Here is a 22,412-nt window from a genome sequence, read left to right on the forward strand (position 1 = left end):
TTAACCCTCGACACGCAGCATGTAGTAAGCCTTGTTGATCATCCCGCGATTCTCGGGAGTATCCTGGACTTCTACAGTGTGACCGATGCGACGCAGACCCAGACCCTTAACGCACAGTTTGTGGTTAGGGATGCGGCCGGTCATGCTTTTGATCAGCGTAACTTTAACGGTAGCCATGATCAGAAGATCTCCTTGACGCTTTTGCCACGCTTGGCGGCAATGGATTCAGGAGACTGCATTGCTTTCAAACCCTTGAAAGTGGCGTGAACCACGTTTACCGGGTTAGTCGAGCCGTAGCACTTGGCCAGAACGTTCTGAACGCCAGCAACTTCGAGGACAGCACGCATAGCGCCGCCAGCGATGATACCGGTACCTTCAGAAGCAGGCTGCATGTAAACCTTCGAAGCGCCGTGGGCGGACTTCATGGCGTACTGCAGGGTCGTGCCGTTCAGATCAACCTGGATCATGTTGCGGCGAGCAGCTTCCATTGCCTTCTGGATCGCAGCAGGCACTTCACGCGACTTGCCACGGCCGAAGCCAACACGGCCTTTACCATCACCAACCACGGTCAACGCGGTGAAGGTGAAGATACGGCCGCCTTTAACGGTTTTGGCTACGCGGTTAACTTGAACCAGCTTCTCGATGTAGCCTTCGTCGCGCTTTTGGTCGTTATTTGACATAACTTAGAACTCCAGCCCAGCTTCACGAGCAGCATCAGCCAGCGCTTTAACGCGGCCGTGGTACTTGAAGCCAGAGCGGTCGAAAGCCACCTGCGAGACGCCAGCGGCCTTAGCACGCGTAGCGACCAGCTGGCCAACCTTAGTGGCCGCGTCGATGTTGCCGGTGGCACCATCACGCAGTTCTTTATCCAAAGTCGAGGCGCTTGCCAGGACTTTGTTGCCGTCGGCCGAAATGACCTGGGCGTAGATGTGCTGCGAAGAGCGGAACACGCAGAGACGCACGACTTCGAGTTCGTGCATTTTCAGGCGTGCTTTGCGAGCGCGACGCAGTCGAGTAACTTTTTTGTCGGTCATTTGCTATGCCCTACTTCTTCTTGGCTTCTTTACGACGGACGACTTCGTCCGCGTAGCGCACACCTTTGCCTTTGTACGGCTCTGGTGGACGGAAGTCGCGGATCTCGGCGGCCACTTGACCTACCAGCTGCTTGTCGATGCCCTTGATCAGGATATCGGTCTGGCTAGGAGTCTCAGCGGTGATGCCTTCCGGCAGTTCGTAATCCACTGGGTGCGAGAAGCCAAGAGCCAGGTTCAGCACTGTGCCTTTTGCTTGCGCTTTGTAACCAACACCGACCAGCTGGAGCTTGCGCTCGAAGCCTTGGCTTACGCCTTGGACCATGTTGTTTACCAACGCACGAGTGGTACCAGCCATTGCGCGAGTCTGTTGATCGCCATTGCGAGCAGCGAAACGCAGCTCACCAGCTTCTTCAACGATCTCAACGGACGAATGGATGTTCAGTTCGAGAGTGCCCTTGGCACCCTTCACCGAAAGCTGTTGGCCTGCGAATTTTACTTCGACACCGGCTGGCAGCTTAACGGGGTTCTTAGCGACGCGAGACATGCTTATCCCCCCTTAGAACACAGTGCAAAGAACTTCGCCGCCGACACCGGCAGCGCGCGCAGCACGATCAGTCATCACACCCTTGTTGGTGGAGACGATAGACACACCGAGACCGCCACGAACTTTTGGCAGATCATCGACGGACTTGTACTGACGCAGGCCTGGACGGCTAACGCGCTTCACTTCTTCGATAACCGGACGGCCTTCGAAGTACTTCAGCTCGATGGACAGCAGTGGTTTGATTTCGCTGCTGATCTGATAACCCGCAATGTAACCTTCGTCCTTCAGGACTTTGGCAACAGCTACCTTCAACGTGGAAGATGGCATGCTTACGACGGACTTTTCAGCCATCTGGGCATTACGGATACGAGTTAGCATGTCCGCTAACGGGTCCTGCATACTCATGGGCTAGACGCTCCTAATACAAAAAAATTAGCCTTGCGGCTATTACGTGTCGCCGAGAATCTCCGGGCATGAAAAACACGGGCTCAGGCGAGCCGGGTATTCTAGACACACCCCAGAAATGAATCAAGCCCCAAAAGGGGCTTGATCCAGATTCAAGGCCACCGGTGGTCAGGATCTTGCGATCCTGGACACCGAGACTTTGACAGTACTTACCAGCTGGCTTTAACCAGACCCGGTACGTCACCACGCATGGCAGCTTCACGCAGCTTGTTACGGCCGAGGCCGAACTTGCGGTAAACACCGTGTGGACGACCGGTCAGGCGGCAGCGGTTACGCATGCGCGAAGCGCTTGCGTCACGTGGCTGCTTCTGCAGGGCTACTGTAGCTTCCCAACGCGCTTCTGGACTTGCGTTCAGATCAACGATGATAGCTTTCAGTGCTGCACGCTTCTTGGCGTACTTGGCAACCGTGAGCTGACGCTTCAGCTCGCGGTTTTTCATGCTCATCTTGGCCATGGTCCTACTCCAATCAGTTGCGGAACGGGAATTTGAACGCACGCAGCAGAGCGCGGCCTTCATCATCGTTCTTGGCAGTGGTGGTCAGGGTGATGTCCAGACCGCGGAGAGCATCGATCTTGTCGTAGTCGATTTCCGGGAAGATGATCTGCTCTTTCACGCCCATGCTGTAGTTGCCACGACCATCGAAGGACTTGGCATTCAGGCCGCGGAAGTCGCGAACCCGAGGCAGGGAGATCGACAGCAGACGATCCAGGAACTCGTACATACGCTCACGGCGCAGGGTCACTTTGACGCCGATCGGCCAACCTTCACGGACTTTAAAGCCAGCGATGGATTTGCGAGCGTAGGTCACAACGACTTTCTGGCCGGTAATCTTTTCCAGGTCGGCAACAGCGTGCTCGATGACTTTTTTGTCGCCGATCGCTTCGCCCAGACCCATGTTCAGGGTGATTTTGGTAACGCGCGGAACTTCCATCACGTTCGAAAGCTTAAGTTCTTCCTTAAGTTTCGGAGCAATTTCCTTCCGGTAAATCTCTTTTAGTCGTGCCATGGTCTCATCTACCTAGCAGTGTTCAAGCATCAACCGCTTTTTGGGTCGACTTGAAGACACGAATTTTCTTGCCGTCTTCTACTTTGAAACCAACGCGGTCAGCCTTGTTGGTTTCGCTGTTGAAAATGGCGACGTTAGAAGCATCCAGTGGAGCTTCTTTTTCGACGATACCGCCCTGCACGCCCGACATCGGGTTAGGCTTGGTATGACGCTTGACCAGGTTCAGACCACCAATAACCAAACGGTTGTTAGCGAGAACCTTAAGCACCTTACCGCGCTTACCTTTGTCTTTGCCGGCGATCACGATGATCTCGTCGTCACGACGAATCTTTTGCATGTCGGATCTCCTTACAGCACTTCTGGGGCGAGCGAGACGATCTTCATGAACTTCTCAGTACGAAGTTCACGGGTCACTGGCCCAAAGATACGGGTGCCGATCGGCTCTTGCTTGTTGTTCAACAGAACAGCAGCGTTGCCATCAAAGCGGATAATGGAGCCATCAGCACGACGTACGCCGTGACGAGTGCGGACTACAACAGCAGTCATCACTTGGCCTTTTTTCACTTTACCGCGAGGAATTGCTTCCTTGACGGTAACTTTGATGATGTCACCGATACCAGCGTAACGACGATGGGAGCCACCCAGCACCTTGATGCACATAACGCGGCGAGCGCCGCTGTTATCGGCCACATCGAGCATGGATTGAGTCTGAATCATATAATTTCTCCGACCCCTAGTCCTTAGACTTCCACAGCGCGTTCGAGAACATCAACCAGCGCCCAAGACTTGGTCTTGGCCAAAGGACGAGTTTCACGAATAGTGACTTTGTCGCCGATGTGGCACTGATTGGTTTCGTCGTGCGCGTGCAGCTTAGTCGAACGCTTAACGTATTTACCGTAGATCGGGTGCTTAACGCGACGCTCGATCAGAACGGTGATGGTTTTGTCCATCTTGTCGCTGACAACACGGCCAGTCAGCGTACGGACAGTTTTTTCGGCTTCAGCCATGATTACTTACCTGCCTGCTGGTTGAGCACAGTCTTCACGCGAGCGATGTCACGCTTAACTTGCGAGAGCAGATGAGACTGCCCCAACTGGCCAGTTGCTTTCTGCATACGCAGATTGAACTGGTCGCGCAGCAGGCCGAGCAGTTGCTCGTTCAGCTGCTGTGCGGATTTTTCACGAAGTTCATTCGCTTTCATCACATCACCGTCCGTTTAACAAAGGAGGTGGCGAGCGGCAGCTTTGCAGCAGCCAGGGCGAAAGCCTCACGCGCCAGCTCTTCAGAAACACCCTCGATTTCATACAGGACTTTGCCTGGCTGAATCTGGGCAACCCAGTACTCCACGTTACCCTTACCTTTACCCATACGAACCTCGAGAGGTTTTTTGGAGATCGGCTTGTCCGGGAATACACGGATCCAGATCTTGCCGCCACGTTTTACGTGACGGGTCAGAGCACGACGCGCTGACTCGATCTGACGAGCGGTGAGACGACCACGAGCAACAGACTTCAGCGCGAACTCGCCGAAGCTGACTTTGCTACCGCGCAATGCCAGGCCACGGTTGTGACCAGTCATTTGCTTGCGGAACTTCGTACGCTTTGGTTGCAACATTTGGCGTACCCCTTACTTAGCAGCTTTTTTACGAGGCGCTGGTGCTTGTGGTTTCAGTTCTTCTTGGCGACCACCAATTACTTCGCCTTTGAAGATCCAAACCTTTACACCGATCACACCGTAAGTGGTGTGAGCTTCGTAGTTGGCATAGTCGATGTCGGCACGCAGGGTGTGCAATGGCACACGACCTTCGCGATACCATTCAGTACGTGCGATTTCAGCACCGCCGAGACGACCGCTCACTTGGATTTTGATGCCTTTGGCACCAATGCGCATGGCGTTCTGTACGGCGCGCTTCATAGCACGACGGAACATTACGCGACGCTCCAGCTGCTGAGCTACGCTCTGCGCAACCAGCATACCGTCGAGTTCCGGCTTGCGGATCTCTTCGATATTGATGTGCACAGGCACACCCATTTGCTTGGTCAGGTCCTGACGCAGTTTCTCAACATCTTCACCTTTCTTCCCGATAACGATACCTGGACGAGCGGTGTGGATGGTGATGCGTGCAGTTTGGGCCGGACGATGGATATCGATACGGCTTACGGACGCGCTTTTTAGTTTGTCTTGGAGGTACTCACGCACATTCAGATCTGCGAGCAAATAGTCCGCATAAGTCCGACCGTCTGCGTACCAGACGGAGGTGTGCTCCTTGACGATTCCCAGGCGAATGCCAATGGGATGTACTTTCTGACCCATCTCTTCGACTCCGTTACTTGTCAGCAACCTTGACAGTGATATGGCAAGACCGCTTGACGATGCGATCAGCACGGCCTTTGGCACGTGGCATGATGCGCTTCAGCGAACGCCCTTCGTTGACGAAAACGGTGCTGACCTTCAGGTCATCAACGTCTGCGCCTTCGTTATGCTCGGCGTTGGCTACGGCCGACTCCAGCACTTTCTTCATGATCTCGGCGGCTTTCTTACTGCTGAAAGCCAACAGGTTGAGCGCTTCGCCCACCTTCTTCCCGCGGATCTGGTCGGCGACCAAGCGGGCTTTCTGGGCGGAGATTCGAGCGCCCGACAACTTAGCGGCTACTTCCATTTCCTAACCCCTTAACGCTTGGCTTTCTTGTCTGCCACGTGCCCGCGATAAGTGCGGGTACCGGCGAACTCGCCCAGTTTGTGGCCGACCATGTCTTCGTTCACGAGAACTGGGACGTGCTGACGACCGTTGTGTACTGCGATGGTCAGACCGACCATTTGTGGCAGGATCATCGAACGACGCGACCAGGTTTTCACCGGTTTGCGATCGTTCTTTTCCGCCGCCACTTCGATCTTCTTCAGTAGGTGAAGATCGATAAAAGGACCTTTTTTCAGAGAACGTGGCACTGTCGTATCCCTCTATTTACTTGCGACGACGGACGATCATTTTGTCGGTACGCTTATTACCACGAGTCTTCGCGCCCTTAGTCGGGAAGCCCCATGGCGATACCGGATGACGACCACCAGAGGTACGACCTTCACCACCACCATGTGGGTGGTCAACCGGGTTCATGGCAACACCACGAACGGTTGGGCGAACGCCACGCCAGCGTTTGGCACCGGCTTTACCCAGCGAACGCAGGCTGTGCTCGGAGTTCGAGACTTCGCCCAGGGTCGCACGGCATTCAGCCAGGACTTTACGCATTTCACCGGAACGCAGACGCAGGGTAACGTACACGCCTTCACGAGCGATCAGCTGAGCCGAAGCACCAGCGGAACGAGCGATCTGTGCGCCTTTACCTGGCTTCAGTTCGATGCCGTGTACGGTAGAACCGACTGGAATGTTGCGCAGTTGCAGAGCGTTGCCTGGCTTGATTGGAGCCAGAGCGCCTGCGATCAGCTGGTCGCCAGCACTCACGCCTTTAGGGGCGATGATGTAGCGGCGCTCGCCGTCTGCGTAGCAGAGCAGTGCGATGTGAGCAGTACGGTTTGGATCGTATTCGATACGCTCGACAGTGGCGACGATGCCATCTTTGTCGTTGCGACGGAAATCGACCATACGGTAATGCTGCTTATGACCACCACCGATGTGACGAGTGGTAATACGGCCATTGTTGTTACGACCACCAGTCTTCGATTTCTTCTCGAGCAGCGGTGCGTGAGGAGCGCCTTTATGCAGCTCCTGGTTGACCACCTTGACCACAAAACGGCGGCCAGGGGAAGTCGGTTTGCATTTAACGATTGCCATGATGCACCCCTTCCTTACTCAGCACTGCTGCTGAAATCGAGATCTTGGCCTGGCTGAAGGGAGATAACTGCCTTCTTCCAGTCATTACGCTTGCCCAGACCGCGAGCAGTGCGCTTGCTCTTACCCAGAACATTCAGGGTAGTTACACGCTCTACTTTCACGCTGAACAGGCTTTCGACGGCCTTCTTGATTTCCAGCTTGGTTGCGTCAGTAGCAACCTTGAAAACGAACTGGCCTTTCTTGTCTGCCAGAACCGTAGCCTTCTCGGAAACGTGCGGGCCAAGCAGAACTTTAAATACGCGTTCCTGGTTCATCCCAGCAGCTCCTCGAATTTCTTCACGGCCGACACGGTGATCAACACCTTGTCGTATGCGATCAGACTAACTGGATCGGAACCTTGCACGTCACGTACATCTACGTGTGGCAGGTTACGAGCAGCCAGGTACAGGTTCTGATCAACAGCGTCCGACACGATCAGAACGTCGGTCAGGCTCATGTTGTTCAGCTTGCCCAGCAGGTCTTTGGTTTTCGGCGTTTCAACGGCGAAATCCTGAACCACGACCAGACGATCAGTACGCACCAGCTCAGCAAGGATGGAACGCATTGCTGCGCGATACATCTTCTTGTTCAGCTTCTGGGAGTGATCCTGAGGACGAGCTGCGAAAGTGGTACCGCCGCCACGCCAGATTGGGCTACGGATAGTACCGGCACGAGCACGGCCAGTACCTTTCTGACGCCATGGGCGCTTGCCGCCACCACGAACGTCGGAACGGGTCTTTTGCTGCTTGGAACCCTGACGGCCGCCGGCCATGTAGGCCACGACTGCTTGGTGAACCAGCGTCTCGTTGAATTCGCCGCCAAATGTCAGTTCGGAAACTTCGATCGCTTGAGCGTCATTTACATTTAATTGCATGTCAGCTTCCCCTTAACCGCGAGCCTTGGCTGCTGGACGTACAACCAAGTTGCCGCCAGTAGCGCCAGGAACAGCGCCCTTGACCAACAACAGATTGCGTTCAGCGTCCACGCGCACTACTTCGAGGGACTGCACGGTCACGCGCTCAGCGCCCATATGACCGGACATTTTTTTGCCCTTGAATACACGACCAGGAGTCTGGCACTGGCCGATAGAGCCTGGAACGCGGTGGGATACGGAGTTACCGTGGGTGTTATCTTGCCCGCGGAAATTCCAACGCTTGATCGTACCCTGGAAGCCTTTACCCTTGGACTGACCGGTTACATCAACCAGTTGACCAGCGGCGAAGATTTCAGCGTTGATCAGATCGCCGGCCTGGTACTCGCCTTCTTCAAGGCGGAATTCCATTACGGTACGACCAGCGGCAACGTTCGCTTTAGCGAAGTGGCCAGCCTGAGCTGCTGTTACACGCGAAGCACGACGCTCGCCGACAGTGACTTGCACTGCACGATAGCCATCGGTCTCTTCAGTTTTGAACTGGGTGACGCGATTCGGCTCGATCTCAATGACCGTGACCGGAATGGAGACACCTTCTTCGGTGAAAATACGGGTCATACCGCATTTACGACCGACTACACCAATAGTCATGTTGTAAACCTCATGAGTGTACGGGGCTTTCACCCGCTATGGCCGCCCATTTCAGAGCGTTACACGACTAAGACCGAGTCTTAGCCGAGGCTGATCTGCACTTCCACACCGGCCGCAAGATCAAGCTTCATAAGAGCATCAACGGTTTTATCCGTTGGCTGGACGATGTCCAGAACGCGCTTATGAGTACGGATCTCGTACTGGTCACGCGCGTCTTTGTTGACGTGCGGGGAGACCAGAACGGTGAACCGCTCTTTACGGGTAGGCAGTGGAATTGGACCACGCACTTGAGCACCAGTACGTTTCGCGGTTTCCACGATTTCCTGGGTTGATTGGTCGATCAGGCGATGGTCGAAAGCCTTCAACCTGATACGGATTTGCTGATTTTGCATTGGATTTCAGACTCCGGCTGCTATTCCCACCGGGCGCAATACGCCCGTTAAAAGGAGGCGCAATTCTATAGACGCCCCAGATAGGTGTCAACCCAATAAAAAAGCCCCCGCTGAGCGGGGGCTTTTCAAAGCATCGAAGCTATCTCAAAAGAGATGCTTACTCGATGATTTTGGCTACGACGCCAGCGCCGACGGTACGACCGCCTTCACGGATAGCGAAACGCAGGCCGTCTTCCATTGCGATGGTCTTGATCAGGGTAACTTCCATCTGGATGTTGTCACCTGGCATTACCATTTCAACGCCTTCTGGCAGCTGGCAGTTACCAGTCACGTCAGTAGTACGGAAGTAGAACTGTGGACGGTAGCCTTTGAAGAACGGAGTGTGACGACCGCCTTCTTCCTTGCTCAGAACGTAAACTTCTGCGGTGAACTTGGTGTGCGGCTTAACCGAACCCGGCTTAACCAGAACCTGGCCACGCTCAACGTCGTCACGCTTGGTACCACGCAGCAGAACGCCGCAGTTCTCGCCAGCACGACCTTCGTCGAGCAGCTTGCGGAACATTTCAACACCGGTGCAGGTGGTGGTGGTGGTGTCACGCAGACCAACGATTTCCAGTGCATCTTGAACGCGAACGATACCGCGCTCGATACGACCAGTCACAACAGTACCACGACCCGAGATCGAGAATACGTCTTCGATTGGCATCAGGAATGGCTTGTCGATAGCACGCTCTGGTTCTGGGATGTAGCTGTCCAGAGTCTCAACCAGTTTACGAACGGCAGTGGTGCCCATTTCGTTGTCGTCTTTGCCTTCCAGCGCCATACGAGCCGAACCGATGATGATTGGAGTGTCATCGCCCGGGAAGTCGTAGGTGGACAGCAGGTCGCGAACTTCCATCTCGACCAGTTCCAGCAGCTCAGCGTCGTCTACCAGGTCAGCCTTGTTCAGGAAAACCACGATGTACGGAACGCCTACCTGACGGGACAGCAGGATGTGCTCACGGGTTTGTGGCATCGGACCATCAGCGGCCGAGCAAACCAGGATCGCGCCGTCCATCTGGGCAGCACCGGTGATCATGTTCTTCACATAGTCAGCGTGACCTGGGCAGTCAACGTGAGCGTAGTGACGGATCTTCGAGTTGTACTCGACGTGCGCGGTGTTGATGGTGATACCACGAGCTTTTTCTTCTGGAGCGCTGTCGATTTTATCGAAATCAACGATTGCGGAACCGAAAACTTCGGAGCAAACGCGAGTCAGAGCTGCGGTCAGAGTGGTTTTACCGTGGTCAACGTGACCGATGGTGCCAACGTTGACGTGCGGTAGGGAACGATCAAATTTTTCTTTAGCCACGACAATTAACTCCTTGCCTAAAGGACTGAATCAGCCTTGTTTTTTGGTAACGGTTTCGACGATGTGCGACGGAGCCGTATTGTATTTTTTGAATTCCATAGAGTAGCTTGCGCGACCCTGGGACATCGAACGAACGTCGGTCGCATAACCGAACATCTCGCCCAACGGAACTTCAGCACGGATCACCTTACCGGAAACCGTGTCTTCCATACCCAGAATCATGCCGCGACGACGATTGAGGTCGCCCATCACGTCACCCATATAGTCTTCAGGCGTAACAACCTCTACCGCCATGATCGGCTCGAGCAACTCACCACCACCCTTCTGGGCCAGTTGCTTGGTCGCCATGGAAGCAGCCACCTTAAACGCCATCTCGTTCGAGTCGACGTCGTGGTAAGAACCATCAAACACGGTAGCCTTCAGGCCGATCAGCGGATAGCCGGCAACTACGCCGTTCTTCATCTGCTCTTCGATACCCTTCTGGATAGCCGGGATGTATTCCTTAGGAACCACACCACCCACTACTTCGTTCACGAATTGCAGACCTTCCTGACCTTCGTCAGCAGGAGCAAAACGGATCCAGCAATGGCCGAACTGGCCACGACCGCCGGACTGACGAACGAACTTGCCTTCGATTTCGCAGTTCTTCGTGATGCGCTCACGATACGAAACCTGAGGCTTACCGATGTTGGCTTCGACGTTGAACTCACGGCGCATCCGGTCAACCAGGATGTCCAGGTGCAACTCGCCCATGCCAGAGATGATCGTTTGACCAGTCTCTTCATCAGTCTTGACGCGGAAAGACGGGTCTTCCTGAGCAAGTTTGCCCAGAGCGATACCCATTTTTTCCTGGTCATCCTTGGTCTTAGGCTCAACGGCAACCGAAATAACCGGCTCCGGGAAGTCCATGCGAACCAGGATGATTGGCTTGTCAGCGTTGCACAAGGTTTCACCAGTGGTGACGTCCTTCATGCCGATCAGGGCCGCGATGTCGCCAGCGCGTACTTCCTTGATCTCTTCACGGGCGTTTGCGTGCATTTGCACCATACGACCCACACGCTCTTTCTTGCCTTTGACCGAGTTGATCACGCCGTCGCCGGAGGCCAACACGCCCGAGTAAACACGAACGAAGGTCAAGGTACCCACGAATGGGTCGGTAGCGATCTTGAACGCCAGAGCCGAGAACGGCTCGTTGTCGTCTGCATGACGCTCCATCTGCTTTTCCTCGTCATCCGGGTCAGTACCCTTGATGGCAGGAATGTCGGTTGGAGCCGGCAGGTAGTCGATAACGGCGTCGAGAACCAGGGGAACGCCCTTGTTCTTGAAGGAAGAACCGCAAACAGCCAGAACGATCTCACCAGCGATAGTACGCTGACGCAGAGCGCCCTTGATTTCCTCGATGGAGAGCTCTTCCCCTTCGAGGTACTTGTTCATCAGCTCTTCGCTGGCTTCGGCCGCAGCCTCAACCATGTTGTTGCGCCACTCTTCAGCCAGTTCCTGCAGTTCAGCAGGGATGGCTTCACGACGAGGAGTCATACCCTTGTCGGCATCGTTCCAGTAAACGGCTTCCATGGTCATCAGATCGATCTGACCCTGGAAGTTGTCTTCGGAACCGATAGCCAGCTGGATAGGCACCGGAGTGTGACCCAGACGCTGCTTGATCTGAGCGATCACGCGCAGGAAGTTCGCACCGGCACGGTCCATCTTGTTCACGTAAACGATACGTGGAACACCGTACTTGTTGGCTTGACGCCATACGGTTTCGGACTGAGGCTCAACGCCGGAGGTGCCGCAGAACACAACGACCGCGCCGTCGAGTACACGCAGGGAACGCTCAACTTCAATGGTGAAGTCTACGTGGCCCGGGGTATCGATGACGTTGAAGCGGTATTGGTCTTTGTGCTGCTTGGCCGAACCCTGCCAGAAGGCGGTAATGGCAGCAGAAGTAATGGTAATACCACGCTCCTGCTCCTGAACCATCCAGTCAGTGGTCGCAGCGCCGTCATGCACTTCGCCCATCTTGTGGCTTTTGCCAGTGTAAAAAAGGACGCGCTCGGTGGTGGTGGTTTTACCAGCATCCACGTGAGCAACGATACCGATGTTACGGTAGCGATTAATCGGTGTAGTACGAGCCATAAAGCCCTCGCAAAATGAGTGACGCTAGAATTAGAAGCGGTAGTGCGAGAAAGCCTTGTTGGCTTCAGCCATACGGTGCACGTCTTCACGCTTCTTAACTGCAGCACCTTTACCTTCGGCGGCGTCCAACAGTTCGCCAGCCAAACGCAGAGCCATAGACTTCTCGCCGCGCTTGCGGGCGAAGTCTACCAACCAGCGCATTGCCAGAGCGTTACGACGGGAAGGACGAACCTCGACCGGAACCTGGTAAGTAGCACCACCAACGCGGCGCGACTTCACTTCGACCAGCGGAGCGATGGCGTCGAGTGCTTTTTCGAAGAGTTCCAGGGGATCGGTGCCGGCCTTACGAGCCTTCACGGTATCCAGGGCACCATAAACGATACGCTCGGCAACGGCTTTCTTGCCGCTTTCCATTACGTGGTTCATGAATTTGGCGAGGATTTGGCTTCCGTATTTCGGATCGTCCAGAATCTCACGCTTGGCTGCTACGCGACGTCTTGGCATTGATAAGCCCTCAAACGGTCTTCAGGTTAGCCCGGGACAGATCCTGTGGATACGTGCCCGACCTTACTCTTATCGACTCAATAAAATGAATAACTGCAAAACGGCCGATTACTTCGGACGCTTGGTACCGTACTTCGAACGACCCTGGTTACGACCTTTAACACCGGAAGTATCCAACGAACCGCGAACGGTGTGGTAACGAACACCTGGCAAGTCTTTTACACGGCCGCCGCGGATCAGTACCACGCTGTGCTCTTGCAGGTTGTGGCCTTCACCGCCGATGTACGAGGAAACCTCGAAACCGTTGGTCAGGCGCACACGGCATACTTTACGCAGTGCCGAGTTAGGTTTTTTCGGCGTGGTGGTGTACACACGGGTGCACACGCCACGGCGTTGCGGGCAGTTCTGCAGCGCAGGCACGTCGGATTTCTCGACGATACGCTTACGCGGCTGACGTACCAGCTGGTTGATAGTTGCCATCTACTAGCTCCACTGTTGTCTTGCGACGCTATTGTCTTGCAAGAAAAGCAAAATGGCAGGAACGAGTTCCCGCCAAATTTAGGGGTACAAGAGTCTAAAGAGGATCTTGTCCCCAGTCAAGGCAAGGCCCCGCCCTCCCCACTCATCCAATCTCGACAATTTGTCTCGACTCGATGAACGGAGTGACCAGGGCCTCACACTCATTTACCGCAGAACTCAGTTACCGCTCGAGTTCAGCGCTTCGGTCAGTGCAGCTTCCACTTCACTGGCGCTTACGCGCAACGGTTTGTCTGCGTCACGGCGACGCTTACGCTCGCTGTGATAAGCCAGACCGGTACCGGCCGGGATCAGACGACCCACGACCACGTTTTCTTTCAGGCCACGCAGGTAATCGCGCTTGCCGGTTACCGCCGCTTCGGTCAGTACGCGGGTGGTTTCCTGGAAGGAAGCCGCCGAGATGAACGATTCGGTGGACAACGACGCCTTGGTGATACCCAGCAGTACACGAGTGAACTTGGAGACAAACTTGTCTTCAGTCGCCAGGCGCTCGTTCTCTACCAGTACGTGAGTCAGTTCCATCTGGTCGCCCTTGATGAAACTGGAATCGCCGGATTCAGCGATTTCAACTTTACGCAGCATCTGACGCAGGATGGTCTCGATGTGCTTGTCGTTGATCTTCACGCCTTGCAGACGGTAAACGTCCTGGATCTCGTTAACGATGTACTTGGCCAGCGCACTCACACCCAGCAGACGCAGGATGTCGTGTGGATCGCTCGGACCGTCGGAGATAACTTCGCCGCGGTTTACCTGTTCGCCTTCGAACACGTTCAGGTGACGCCACTTCGGAATCAGCTCTTCGTACGGATCGCTACCGTCGTTCGGGGTAATGACCAGACGGCGCTTGCCCTTGGTCTCTTTACCGAACGCGATGGTGCCGCTGACTTCAGCCAGAATCGACGCTTCTTTCGGACGACGGGCTTCGAACAGGTCGGCAACACGCGGCAGACCACCGGTGATGTCACGGGTCTTCGAAGTTTCTTGCGGAATACGAGCGATAACATCACCGATCGCAATCTTCGCACCGTCCGCTACACCGACCAGGGCGTTGGCTGGCAGGAAGTACTGAGCGATAACGTCAGTGCCTGGCAGCAACAGATCCTTGCCGTTGTCGTCGACCATCTTAACGGCTGGACGGATGTCCTTACCGGCAGCTGGACGATCTTTGGCGTCGAGTACTTCAATGTTGGTCATACCGGTCAATTCGTCAGTCTGACGCTTGATCGTGATGCCTTCTTCCATGCCCACGTAGGTCACGGTACCTTTCATTTCGGTAACGATCGGGTGAGTGTGCGGATCCCACTTGGCCACGATGGCGCCAGCGTCGACCTTGTCACCTTCTTTAACCGAAATCACGGCACCGTACGGCAGCTTGTAACGCTCACGCTCACGACCGAAGTCATCAGCGATGGCCAGCTCACCGGAACGGGACACAGCTACCAGGTGACCATCCACTCGCTCAACGTGCTTCAGGTTATGCAGACGGACGGTACCGCCATTCTTCACCTGAACGCTGTCGGCTGCGGAGGTCCGGCTTGCCGCACCACCGATGTGGAACGTACGCATCGTCAGCTGGGTACCCGGCTCACCGATGGACTGGGCAGCGATAACGCCGACCGCTTCACCGATGTTCACCTGGTGACCACGAGCCAAGTCACGGCCGTAGCACTTGGCGCAAATGCCGTAGCGGGTTTCGCAGCTGATCGGCGAACGCACGATCACTTCGTCGATGCTGTTCAGCTCGATGAACTCGACCCACTTCTCGTCTACCAGGGTGCCAGCAGGAACGATGACGTCCTCGGTACCCGGCTTGAATACGTCACGGGCAATAACACGACCCAATACGCGCTCACCCAACGGCTCTACAACGTCACCGCCTTCAATGTGCGGAGTCATCAGCAGACCGTGTTCGGTGCCGCAATCGATCTCGGTTACAACCAGATCCTGCGCCACGTCTACCAGACGACGAGTCAGGTAACCCGAGTTCGCCGTTTTCAACGCGGTATCCGCCAGACCTTTACGAGCACCGTGAGTGGAGATGAAGTACTGAAGTACGCTCAAACCTTCACGGAAGTTCGCAGTAATTGGCGTTTCAATGATGGAGCCGTCCGGCTTGGCCATCAGGCCACGCATACCGGCGAGCTGACGAATCTGTGCTGCGGAACCCCGCGCACCCGAGTCGGCCATCATGTACATCGAGTTGAACGATTCCTGGTCGACTTCGACGCCATGACGGTCGATGACTTTCTCTTTCGAGAGGTTGGCCATCATCGCCTTGGAAACTTCGTCGTTCGCCTTGGACCAAAGGTCGATCACTTTGTTGTACTTCTCGCCCTGGGTTACCAGGCCGGAGGCGTACTGGCTCTCGATCTCTTTCACTTCGTCGGTGGCTGCACCGATGATGCGGGCTTTTTCATCCGGGATAACGAAGTCGTTAACACCGATGGAAACGCCGGAGATGGTCGAGTAGGCAAAACCGGTGTACATCAACTGGTCAGCGAAGATAACGGTCTCTTTCAGACCAACCACGCGGTAGCACTGGTTGATCAGCTTGGAGATCGCCTTTTTCTTCATCGGCAGGTTGACGACGTCGTACGACAGGCCTTTTGGCACAACCTGGAACAACAGCGCACGGCCGACAGTGGTGTCGACGATACGGGTGTTGGTCACGCTGCCGCCGTCACGGTCGTTGACGGTTTCGTTGATCCGGACTTTGACCTTGGCGTGCAGTGCGGCTTCGCCGGCACGGAACACACGGTCAACTTCCTGCAGATCCGCGAATACACGACCTTCGCCCTTGGCGTTGATCGCTTCACGCGTCATGTAGTACAGACCCAATACAACGTCCTGCGACGGAACGATGATTGGCTCACCGTTGGCTGGCGACAGAATGTTGTTGGTCGACATCATCAACGCACGCGCTTCCAGCTGGGCTTCCAGCGTCAGCGGTACGTGCACGGCCATTTGGTCGCCGTCGAAGTCGGCGTTGTACGCGGCGCAGACCAGCGGGTGCAGCTGGATAGCCTTACCTTCGATCAGTACCGGTTCAAACGCCTGGATACCCAGACGGTGAAGGGTCGGCGCACGGTTGAGAAGAACCGGGTGTTCGCGAATCACTTCAGCGAGAACGTCCCAAACTTCCGGCAGCTCGCGCTCGACCATCTTCTTGGCAGCCTTGATGGTGGTCGCGAGACCACGCATTTCCAGCTTGCCGAAAATGAACGGCTTGAACAGCTCGAGAGCCATCTTCTTCGGCAGACCGCACTGGTGCAGACGCAGGGTCGGACCTACGGTAATTACCGAACGGCCGGAGTAGTCAACACGCTTACCGAGCAGGTTCTGACGGAAACGACCCTGCTTACCCTTGATCATGTCAGCCAGGGATTTCAGAGGACGCTTGTTGGAACCGGTGATAGCGCGGCCACGACGACCGTTGTCGAGCAGTGCGTCGACGGCTTCCTGCAACATACGTTTTTCGTTGCGCACGATGATGTCCGGAGCGGACAGATCCAGCAGGCGCTTCAAACGGTTGTTACGGTTGATCACTCGACGATACAGGTCGTTGAGGTCGGAAGTCGCGAAGCGACCGCCATCCAGCGGGACCAGTGGACGCAGATCTGGCGGCAGAACCGGCAGAACGGTCAGCACCATCCACTCTGGCAGGTTGCCGGAACCCTGGAAGGCTTCCATCAACTTCAGACGCTTGGACAGCTTCTTGATCTTGGTTTCCGAGTTGGTTTGCGGAATTTCTTCACGCAGACGGCCAATCTCGTGTTCCAGGTCGATAGCGTGCAGCAGTTCGCGGACAGCCTCGGCACCCATGCGGGCATCGAAATCGTCGCCGAACTCTTCCAGCGCTTCGAAGTACTGCTCGTCGTTCAGCAGCTGACCCTTTTCAAGGGTGGTCATGCCTGGATCGATTACGACGTAGCTCTCGAAGTAGAGAACGCGTTCGATATCACGCAGGGTCATGTCCATCAGCAAGCCGATACGGGACGGCAGCGATTTCAGGAACCAGATGTGGGCAACCGGCGAGGCCAGCTCGATGTGCGCCATGCGCTCACGACGAACTTTTGCCAGCGCGACTTCAACGCCGCACTTCTCGCAGATCACACCGCGGTGCTTCAAGCGCTTGTACTTACCGCACAGGCACTCGTAATCCTTTACCGGGCCAAAGATCTTGGCGCAGAACAGGCCGTCACGTTCAGGTTTGAACGTACGGTAGTTGATGGTTTCCGGCTTTTTAACTTCACCGAACGACCACGAACGGATCATCTCAGGCGATGCCAATCCGATACGGATGGCGTCGAACTCTTCGACTTGACCCTGGTTTTTCAGCAAATTCAGTAGGTCTTTCAAGGCCTTTCCTCCTGGCGGAGCAGAGAGCGGGCAATCCTGCCCCGCTCTCGATTCGCGTCACGTGTTATTCGGTTTCCAGATCGATATCGATGCCGAGGGAACGAATTTCCTTGATCAACACGTTGAAGGACTCGGGCATGCCCGGCTCCATACGGTGATCGCCATCCACGATGTTTTTGTACATCTTGGTACGGCCGTTCACATCGTCCGACTTCACTGTGAGCATTTCTTGCAGAGTGTAAGCGGCACCGTATGCTTCCAGTGCCCAGACCTCCATCTCCCCGAAACGCTGACCACCGAACTGCGCCTTACCACCCAGCGGCTGCTGGGTAACCAGGCTGTACGAACCGGTAGAACGCGCGTGCATCTTGTCGTCTACCAAGTGGTTCAGCTTCAGCATGTACATGTAGCCAACGGTAACCGGGCGCTCGAACTTGTTGCCGGTACGGCCGTCGGTCAGCTGCATCTGGCCGCTTTCTGGCAGGTCCGCCAGTTTCAGCATGGCCTTGATTTCGCTTTCCTTGGCGCCGTCGAACACTGGAGTGGCCATTGGAACGCCGCCACGCAGGTTTTGAGCCAGGTCCAGGATTTCCTGGTCCGAGAAGTCATCGAGGCTTTCCTGACGACCGCCGATCTCGTTGTAGATCTCGTGCAGGAACTTACGCAGCTCGGCAACCTTGCGCTGCTCTTCAATCATGCGGTTGATCTTCTCGCCCAGACCTTTGGCCGCGAGGCCCAGGTGGGTTTCAAGGATCTGACCAACGTTCATACGCGAAGGTACGCCCAACGGGTTGAGGACGACGTCGACCGGGGTGCCATTGGCATCGTGCGGCATGTCTTCAACCGGCATGATCACGGAGACCACACCCTTGTTACCGTGACGACCGGCCATCTTGTCGCCCGGCTGGATGCGACGACGGATTGCCAGGTAGACCTTGACGATTTTCAGCACGCCTGGAGCCAGGTCATCGCCTTGCTGCAGCTTGCGCTTCTTGTCTTCGAACTTGTCGTCCAGCAGACGGCGACGATCAACGATGTAGGCCTGGGCCTTCTCGAGCTGCTCGTTCAGAGCGTCTTCAGCCATGCGCAGTTTGAACCACTGGCCGTGCTCAAGACCGTCGAGAACTTCGTCGGTGATGTCCTGGCCTTTCTTCAGACCGGCGCCGCCTTCGGCTTTGTGGCCGACCAGAGCGGAACGCAGACGTTCGAAAGTAGCACCTTCAACGATACGGAACTCTTCGTTCAGGTCCTTGCGGATCTCGTCCAGCTGGGACTTCTCGATCGACAGGGCACGAGCATCACGCTCAACGCCGTCGCGGGTGAAGACCTGCACGTCGATGACAGTACCTTTGGTACCGGTAGGTACACGCAGGGAAGTGTCTTTAACGTCGCTGGCTTTTTCACCGAAGATCGCACGCAGCAGTTTTTCTTCCGGAGTCAGTTGGGTCTCGCCTTTCGGAGTGACCTTACCCACCAGGATGTCGCCTGCGCCAACTTCAGCACCTACGTAAACGATACCGGCTTCGTCCAGCTTGTTCAGTGCCGCTTCACCCACGTTCGGGATGTCGGCAGTGATTTCCTCTGGGCCAAGCTTGGTGTCACGGGCCACACAGGTCAGTTCCTGGATGTGGATCGTGGTGAAACGGTCTTCCTGAACAACACGCTCGGACAGGCAGATGGAGTCTTCGAAGTTGAAGCCGTTCCATGCCATGAACGCGATGCGCATGTTCTGACCCAGAGCCAGTTCACCCATGTCGGTGGACGGACCGTCGGCCATGATGTCGCTACGCTGAACCCGATCACCCTTACGCACCAGCGGACGCTGGTTGATGCAGGTGTTCTGGTTGGAGCGGGTGTATTTGGTCAGGTTGTAGATGTCGACACCGGCTTCACCGGTTTCAACTTCGTCATCGGCAACACGAACCACGATACGGCTGGCGTCGACGGAGTCGATCACGCCACCACGACGAGCCACGACGCAAACGCCGGAGTCACGGGCTACGTTACGCTCCATGCCGGTACCTACCAGCGGCTTGTCAGCGCGCAGGGTCGGTACAGCTTGACGCTGCATGTTCGAACCCATCAACGCACGGTTGGCGTCGTCGTGCTCGAGGAACGGAATCAGCGACGCAGCAACCGAAACTACCTGCTTCGGCGATACGTCCATCAGGGTGACGTCTTCCGGCGCCTTGACGGTGAATTCGTTCAAGTGACGAACAGCTACCAGCTCGTCGATCAGGACTTTCTTGTCGTTCATCGTGGCCGAAGCCTGAGCGATCACGTGATCAGCTTCTTCGATGGCGGACAGGAACACGATCTCGTCGGTGACCAGAGCGTCTTTCACCACGCGGTACGGGCTCTCGAGGAAGCCGTACTGGTTGGTGCGCGCATAAGCGGCCAGGGAGTTGATCAGACCGATGTTCGGACCTTCCGGCGTTTCAATCGGGCATACACGACCGTAGTGAGTCGGGTGTACGTCACGAACTTCAAAGCCGGCACGCTCACGAGTCAGACCGCCAGGGCCGAGTGCAGAAACACGACGCTTGTGGGTGATCTCGGACAGCGGGTTGTTCTGGTCCATGAACTGGGACAGCTGGCTGGAACCGAAGAACTCTTTCACCGCCGCAGCCACTGGCTTGGCGTTGATCAGGTCTTGCGGCATCAGGCCTTCGCTTTCAGCCATCGACAGACGCTCTTTGACCGCACGCTCAACACGCACCAGGCCAACGCGGAACTGGTTCTCTGCCATTTCGCCTACGCAGCGAACACGACGGTTACCCAGGTGGTCGATGTCATCGACGATACCTTTACCGTTACGGATGTCGACCAGGGTCTTCAGTACCGCGACGATGTCTTCCTTGCACAGCACGCCCGAACCTTCGATCTCGGTGCGACCGATACGACGGTTGAACTTCATCCGGCCGACCGCAGACAGGTCATAGCGCTCAGGGCTGAAGAACAGGTTGTTGAACAGGGTCTCGGCAGCGTCTTTGGTTGGCGGCTCGCCAGGACGCATCATGCGATAGATCTCGACCAGCGCTTCCAGTTGGTTGCTGGTGGAGTCGATCTTCAAGGTGTCGGAGACGAACGGACCGCAGTCGATATCGTTGGTGTACAGAGTTTCGATGCGAACAACGCCGGCCTTGGCGATTTTTGCCAGGATCTCGGTGTTCAGCTCGGTGTTGCACTCTGCCAGGATTTCGCCGGTTGCCGGATGCACGATGACCTTGGCGGTTGTGCGGCCCAGGACGTAGTCCAGAGGCACATCCAGCTCTTTGATACCGGCTTTTTCCAGCTGGTTGATGTGGCGAGCGGTGATACGACGACCCTGCTCGACAATAACCTTGCCTTTGTCATCCTGAATATCGAGGACAGCGATTTCACCGCGCAGGCGCTGAGGCACCAGCTCCAGGCTCAGGGTCTCGCCCTTCACGTGGAATACGTTGGTGGTGTAGAACGCGTCCAGCACTTCTTCGGTGGTATAGCCGAGCGCGCGCAGCAGTACCGATGCAGGCAGCTTGCGACGACGGTCGATACGCACGAATACGCAGTCTTTCGGGTCGAACTCGAAGTCCAGCCACGAACCGCGGTAAGGAATGATGCGCGCGGAGTACAGCAGTTTACCGGAGCTGTGCGTCTTGCCACGGTCGTGGTCGAAGAACACGCCCGGGGAACGGTGCAGCTGGGAAACGATTACACGCTCGGTACCGTTGATTACGAAGGTACCGTTTTCAGTCATCAGGGGAATTTCACCCATGTAGACTTCTTGCTCTTTGATGTCCTTGATCGCTTTGTTCGACGATTCTTTGTCGAAAATGATCAGGCGCACTTTTACCCGCAAAGGTACGGCGTAAGTTACACCGCGCAATACGCATTCTTTGACATCAAATGCCGGTTCGCCCAGACGATATCCGACGTACTCCAGCGCAGCATTGCCGGAGTAGCTGATGATCGGGAAAACGGATTTGAAGGCCGCATGCAGGCCCACGTCGCGGAACTGATCTTTAGTCGCTCCCGCTTGCAAGAATTCACGATACGAATCCAGCTGGATGGCCAGGAGGTACGGCACATCCATGACGTCCGGCAACTTGCTAAAGTCCTTGCGGATACGTTTTTTCTCAGTATATGAGTAAGCCATCAGCGTTCCCCAGCTTGGTCACCTGCTTGTTTGGCCCCTCCCGACGGGAGCAGCCAGAAAATCGTGCAAACCCCATGGTTTGCGCCACCGCATCGGGTGGTTACAGCACGTTATCGGCACCGACCCAGTCGGCTGCCAATAACGGAAAAAGGCCGGTGGCAAGAGCCACCAGCCATCAGCCTGTCGCTTAACGCTCGGGCTGGAGGAGCAAAGTCGATGCTTACTTCAGCTCGACTTTAGCGCCTGCTTCTTCCAGAGCTGCTTTGGCTTTGTCAGCTGCGTCTTTGGCAACAGCTTCCAGAACCATGGCAGGTGCGCCGTCAACTACAGCCTTGGCTTCTTTCAGGCCCAGACCGGTCAGTTCACGTACAGCCTTGATCACGTTAACTTTCTTCTCGCCAGCTTCGGTCAGCATGACGTTGAATTCGGTTTGCTCTTCAGCAACGGCAGCAGCAACAGCTGGACCAGCCGATGCAGCAGCAGCGGTAACACCGAATTTTTCTTCGAAAGCTTTGATCAGCTCAACAACTTCCATTACGGACATGTTGCCAACTGCTTCAAGGATATCGTTCTGAGAGATAGACATGAATCTAATT

General features: G+C 55.7%; 27 protein-coding genes. All 27 read right to left on the reverse strand.

Annotated elements, in window-relative coordinates; translation table 11 throughout:
- The 27 genes from rpmD to rplL all read right to left on the reverse strand — a co-directional run bounded on the left by rpmD (position 1) and on the right by rplL (position 22,402).
- A complete protein-coding gene (gene rpmD, locus KW838_RS19885; protein ID WP_003176408.1) occupies positions 1-177 on the reverse strand; it encodes a 50S ribosomal protein L30 in 177 nt (58 codons plus the stop codon).
- Between the two features lie 2 nt (positions 178-179).
- Positions 180-680, reverse strand: a complete 501-nt coding sequence (gene rpsE, locus KW838_RS19890) for a 30S ribosomal protein S5 (protein ID WP_003186035.1) — start codon at positions 678-680, stop codon at positions 180-182.
- A 3-nt stretch (positions 681-683) separates the two neighbouring features.
- Entirely contained in the window at positions 684-1,034 is a 351-nt protein-coding gene (rplR, locus tag KW838_RS19895) for a 50S ribosomal protein L18 (RefSeq protein WP_003186037.1), read from the reverse strand.
- Between the two features lie 10 nt (positions 1,035-1,044).
- Positions 1,045-1,578: a 50S ribosomal protein L6 gene (gene rplF, locus KW838_RS19900; protein ID WP_003176412.1), complete on the reverse strand. Its 534-nt coding sequence runs from the start codon at positions 1,576-1,578 to the stop codon at positions 1,045-1,047.
- Between the two features lie 12 nt (positions 1,579-1,590).
- Complete coding sequence (gene rpsH / locus KW838_RS19905) at positions 1,591-1,983, reverse strand: 30S ribosomal protein S8 (RefSeq protein WP_003186040.1); 393 nt, start codon at positions 1,981-1,983, stop codon at positions 1,591-1,593.
- 209 nt (positions 1,984-2,192) lie between these two features.
- Positions 2,193-2,498, reverse strand: coding sequence for a 30S ribosomal protein S14 (gene rpsN / locus KW838_RS19910; RefSeq protein WP_003176414.1), 306 nt, complete (start codon positions 2,496-2,498; stop codon positions 2,193-2,195).
- Between the two features lie 13 nt (positions 2,499-2,511).
- The gene (rplE, locus tag KW838_RS19915; RefSeq protein WP_003210069.1) at positions 2,512-3,051 is read right to left on the reverse strand and encodes a 50S ribosomal protein L5; all 540 of its coding nucleotides are present in this window, start codon (positions 3,049-3,051) and stop codon (positions 2,512-2,514) included.
- A gap of 22 nt (positions 3,052-3,073) precedes the next feature.
- Positions 3,074-3,388, reverse strand: coding sequence for a 50S ribosomal protein L24 (gene rplX / locus KW838_RS19920; protein WP_095059509.1), 315 nt, complete (start codon positions 3,386-3,388; stop codon positions 3,074-3,076).
- Between the two features lie 11 nt (positions 3,389-3,399).
- On the reverse strand, positions 3,400-3,768 hold the full coding sequence (rplN, locus tag KW838_RS19925) for a 50S ribosomal protein L14 (protein ID WP_002555479.1): 369 nt from the start codon (positions 3,766-3,768) through the stop codon (positions 3,400-3,402).
- A gap of 23 nt (positions 3,769-3,791) precedes the next feature.
- The gene (gene rpsQ / locus KW838_RS19930) at positions 3,792-4,058 is read right to left on the reverse strand and encodes a 30S ribosomal protein S17 (protein WP_003176419.1); all 267 of its coding nucleotides are present in this window, start codon (positions 4,056-4,058) and stop codon (positions 3,792-3,794) included.
- Positions 4,059-4,060: 2 nt separating this feature from the next.
- Entirely contained in the window at positions 4,061-4,252 is a 192-nt protein-coding gene (gene rpmC / locus KW838_RS19935; protein WP_002555481.1) for a 50S ribosomal protein L29, read from the reverse strand.
- Positions 4,252-4,665: a 50S ribosomal protein L16 gene (gene rplP / locus KW838_RS19940; RefSeq protein WP_003228729.1), complete on the reverse strand. Its 414-nt coding sequence runs from the start codon at positions 4,663-4,665 to the stop codon at positions 4,252-4,254. Before rplP ends, rpmC begins: the two co-directional genes overlap by 1 nt.
- 12 nt (positions 4,666-4,677) lie before the next feature.
- Positions 4,678-5,364: a 30S ribosomal protein S3 gene (rpsC, locus tag KW838_RS19945; RefSeq protein ID WP_007970424.1), complete on the reverse strand. Its 687-nt coding sequence runs from the start codon at positions 5,362-5,364 to the stop codon at positions 4,678-4,680.
- A gap of 13 nt (positions 5,365-5,377) precedes the next feature.
- Entirely contained in the window at positions 5,378-5,710 is a 333-nt protein-coding gene (rplV, locus tag KW838_RS19950) for a 50S ribosomal protein L22 (RefSeq protein ID WP_003103908.1), read from the reverse strand.
- 11 nt (positions 5,711-5,721) lie between these two features.
- Positions 5,722-5,997 carry a 30S ribosomal protein S19 gene (rpsS, locus tag KW838_RS19955; protein WP_002555486.1) on the reverse strand — a complete coding sequence of 92 codons (276 nt, stop codon included), beginning with the start codon at positions 5,995-5,997 and terminating at the stop codon, positions 5,722-5,724.
- Between the two features lie 16 nt (positions 5,998-6,013).
- A complete protein-coding gene (gene rplB / locus KW838_RS19960; protein WP_003228734.1) occupies positions 6,014-6,838 on the reverse strand; it encodes a 50S ribosomal protein L2 in 825 nt (274 codons plus the stop codon).
- A gap of 14 nt (positions 6,839-6,852) precedes the next feature.
- Entirely contained in the window at positions 6,853-7,152 is a 300-nt protein-coding gene (rplW, locus tag KW838_RS19965) for a 50S ribosomal protein L23 (protein ID WP_002555488.1), read from the reverse strand.
- Complete coding sequence (gene rplD, locus KW838_RS19970) at positions 7,149-7,751, reverse strand: 50S ribosomal protein L4 (RefSeq protein ID WP_003228735.1); 603 nt, start codon at positions 7,749-7,751, stop codon at positions 7,149-7,151. The genes rplW and rplD overlap by 4 nt, the downstream gene beginning before the upstream one ends.
- 12 nt (positions 7,752-7,763) lie before the next feature.
- The gene (gene rplC, locus KW838_RS19975; RefSeq protein WP_003186059.1) at positions 7,764-8,399 is read right to left on the reverse strand and encodes a 50S ribosomal protein L3; all 636 of its coding nucleotides are present in this window, start codon (positions 8,397-8,399) and stop codon (positions 7,764-7,766) included.
- 80 nt (positions 8,400-8,479) lie between these two features.
- The gene (gene rpsJ / locus KW838_RS19980) at positions 8,480-8,791 is read right to left on the reverse strand and encodes a 30S ribosomal protein S10 (RefSeq protein ID WP_003186070.1); all 312 of its coding nucleotides are present in this window, start codon (positions 8,789-8,791) and stop codon (positions 8,480-8,482) included.
- 157 nt (positions 8,792-8,948) lie between these two features.
- Complete coding sequence (gene tuf / locus KW838_RS19985) at positions 8,949-10,142, reverse strand: elongation factor Tu (RefSeq protein ID WP_008053875.1); 1,194 nt, start codon at positions 10,140-10,142, stop codon at positions 8,949-8,951.
- Between the two features lie 30 nt (positions 10,143-10,172).
- Positions 10,173-12,278: an elongation factor G gene (fusA, locus tag KW838_RS19990; protein ID WP_057400627.1), complete on the reverse strand. Its 2,106-nt coding sequence runs from the start codon at positions 12,276-12,278 to the stop codon at positions 10,173-10,175.
- 30 nt (positions 12,279-12,308) lie between these two features.
- On the reverse strand, positions 12,309-12,782 hold the full coding sequence (gene rpsG, locus KW838_RS19995; protein ID WP_007970418.1) for a 30S ribosomal protein S7: 474 nt from the start codon (positions 12,780-12,782) through the stop codon (positions 12,309-12,311).
- 108 nt (positions 12,783-12,890) lie between these two features.
- Positions 12,891-13,262: a 30S ribosomal protein S12 gene (gene rpsL / locus KW838_RS20000; RefSeq protein ID WP_003186084.1), complete on the reverse strand. Its 372-nt coding sequence runs from the start codon at positions 13,260-13,262 to the stop codon at positions 12,891-12,893.
- A 216-nt stretch (positions 13,263-13,478) separates the two neighbouring features.
- Positions 13,479-17,678 carry a DNA-directed RNA polymerase subunit beta' gene (rpoC, locus tag KW838_RS20005; RefSeq protein ID WP_007970416.1) on the reverse strand — a complete coding sequence of 1,400 codons (4,200 nt, stop codon included), beginning with the start codon at positions 17,676-17,678 and terminating at the stop codon, positions 13,479-13,481.
- A gap of 64 nt (positions 17,679-17,742) precedes the next feature.
- Entirely contained in the window at positions 17,743-21,816 is a 4,074-nt protein-coding gene (gene rpoB / locus KW838_RS20010) for a DNA-directed RNA polymerase subunit beta (RefSeq protein ID WP_007970415.1), read from the reverse strand.
- A gap of 220 nt (positions 21,817-22,036) precedes the next feature.
- Positions 22,037-22,402: a 50S ribosomal protein L7/L12 gene (rplL, locus tag KW838_RS20015; protein ID WP_007970414.1), complete on the reverse strand. Its 366-nt coding sequence runs from the start codon at positions 22,400-22,402 to the stop codon at positions 22,037-22,039.
- Positions 22,403-22,412 lie beyond the last annotated feature (10 nt).

Source organism: Pseudomonas sp. PDM27, assembly GCF_019219205.1.
Taxonomy (GTDB): Bacteria; Pseudomonadota; Gammaproteobacteria; order Pseudomonadales; family Pseudomonadaceae; genus Aquipseudomonas; species Aquipseudomonas laurylsulfatiphila.

Excerpts from the sequence above, each read along its gene's own strand:
- rplX (WP_095059509.1), bottom strand. The coding sequence starts at position 3,388 with ATGCAAAAGATTCGTCGTGACGACGAGATCATCGTGATCGCCGGCAAA.
- rpsJ (WP_003186070.1), bottom strand. The coding sequence starts at position 8,791 with ATGCAAAATCAGCAAATCCGTATCAGGTTGAAGGCTTTCGACCATCGC.
- rplE (WP_003210069.1), bottom strand. The coding sequence starts at position 3,051 with ATGGCACGACTAAAAGAGATTTACCGGAAGGAAATTGCTCCGAAACTT.
- rpmC (WP_002555481.1), bottom strand. The coding sequence starts at position 4,252 with ATGAAAGCGAATGAACTTCGTGAAAAATCCGCACAGCAGCTGAACGAG.
- rpsN (WP_003176414.1), bottom strand. The coding sequence starts at position 2,498 with ATGGCCAAGATGAGCATGAAAAACCGCGAGCTGAAGCGTCAGCTCACG.
- rpsH (WP_003186040.1), bottom strand. The coding sequence starts at position 1,983 with ATGAGTATGCAGGACCCGTTAGCGGACATGCTAACTCGTATCCGTAAT.
- rpsC (WP_007970424.1), bottom strand. The coding sequence starts at position 5,364 with ATGGGTCAGAAAGTACATCCCATTGGCATTCGCCTGGGAATCGTCAAG.
- rpsG (WP_007970418.1), bottom strand. The coding sequence starts at position 12,782 with ATGCCAAGACGTCGCGTAGCAGCCAAGCGTGAGATTCTGGACGATCCG.
- rpsQ (WP_003176419.1), bottom strand. The coding sequence starts at position 4,058 with ATGGCTGAAGCCGAAAAAACTGTCCGTACGCTGACTGGCCGTGTTGTC.
- rplP (WP_003228729.1), bottom strand. The coding sequence starts at position 4,665 with ATGTTGCAACCAAAGCGTACGAAGTTCCGCAAGCAAATGACTGGTCAC.
- rplC (WP_003186059.1), bottom strand. The coding sequence starts at position 8,399 with ATGACTATTGGTGTAGTCGGTCGTAAATGCGGTATGACCCGTATTTTC.
- rplW (WP_002555488.1), bottom strand. The coding sequence starts at position 7,152 with ATGAACCAGGAACGCGTATTTAAAGTTCTGCTTGGCCCGCACGTTTCC.
- rplR (WP_003186037.1), bottom strand. The coding sequence starts at position 1,034 with ATGACCGACAAAAAAGTTACTCGACTGCGTCGCGCTCGCAAAGCACGC.
- rpoB (WP_007970415.1), bottom strand. The coding sequence starts at position 21,816 with ATGGCTTACTCATATACTGAGAAAAAACGTATCCGCAAGGACTTTAGC.
- rpsL (WP_003186084.1), bottom strand. The coding sequence starts at position 13,262 with ATGGCAACTATCAACCAGCTGGTACGTCAGCCGCGTAAGCGTATCGTC.
- rplD (WP_003228735.1), bottom strand. The coding sequence starts at position 7,751 with ATGCAATTAAATGTAAATGACGCTCAAGCGATCGAAGTTTCCGAACTG.
- rplN (WP_002555479.1), bottom strand. The coding sequence starts at position 3,768 with ATGATTCAGACTCAATCCATGCTCGATGTGGCCGATAACAGCGGCGCT.
- fusA (WP_057400627.1), bottom strand. The coding sequence starts at position 12,278 with ATGGCTCGTACTACACCGATTAATCGCTACCGTAACATCGGTATCGTT.
- rpsE (WP_003186035.1), bottom strand. The coding sequence starts at position 680 with ATGTCAAATAACGACCAAAAGCGCGACGAAGGCTACATCGAGAAGCTG.
- rpmD (WP_003176408.1), bottom strand. The coding sequence starts at position 177 with ATGGCTACCGTTAAAGTTACGCTGATCAAAAGCATGACCGGCCGCATC.
- rplF (WP_003176412.1), bottom strand. The coding sequence starts at position 1,578 with ATGTCTCGCGTCGCTAAGAACCCCGTTAAGCTGCCAGCCGGTGTCGAA.
- rplL (WP_007970414.1), bottom strand. The coding sequence starts at position 22,402 with ATGTCTATCTCTCAGAACGATATCCTTGAAGCAGTTGGCAACATGTCC.
- rplV (WP_003103908.1), bottom strand. The coding sequence starts at position 5,710 with ATGGAAGTAGCCGCTAAGTTGTCGGGCGCTCGAATCTCCGCCCAGAAA.
- rplB (WP_003228734.1), bottom strand. The coding sequence starts at position 6,838 with ATGGCAATCGTTAAATGCAAACCGACTTCCCCTGGCCGCCGTTTTGTG.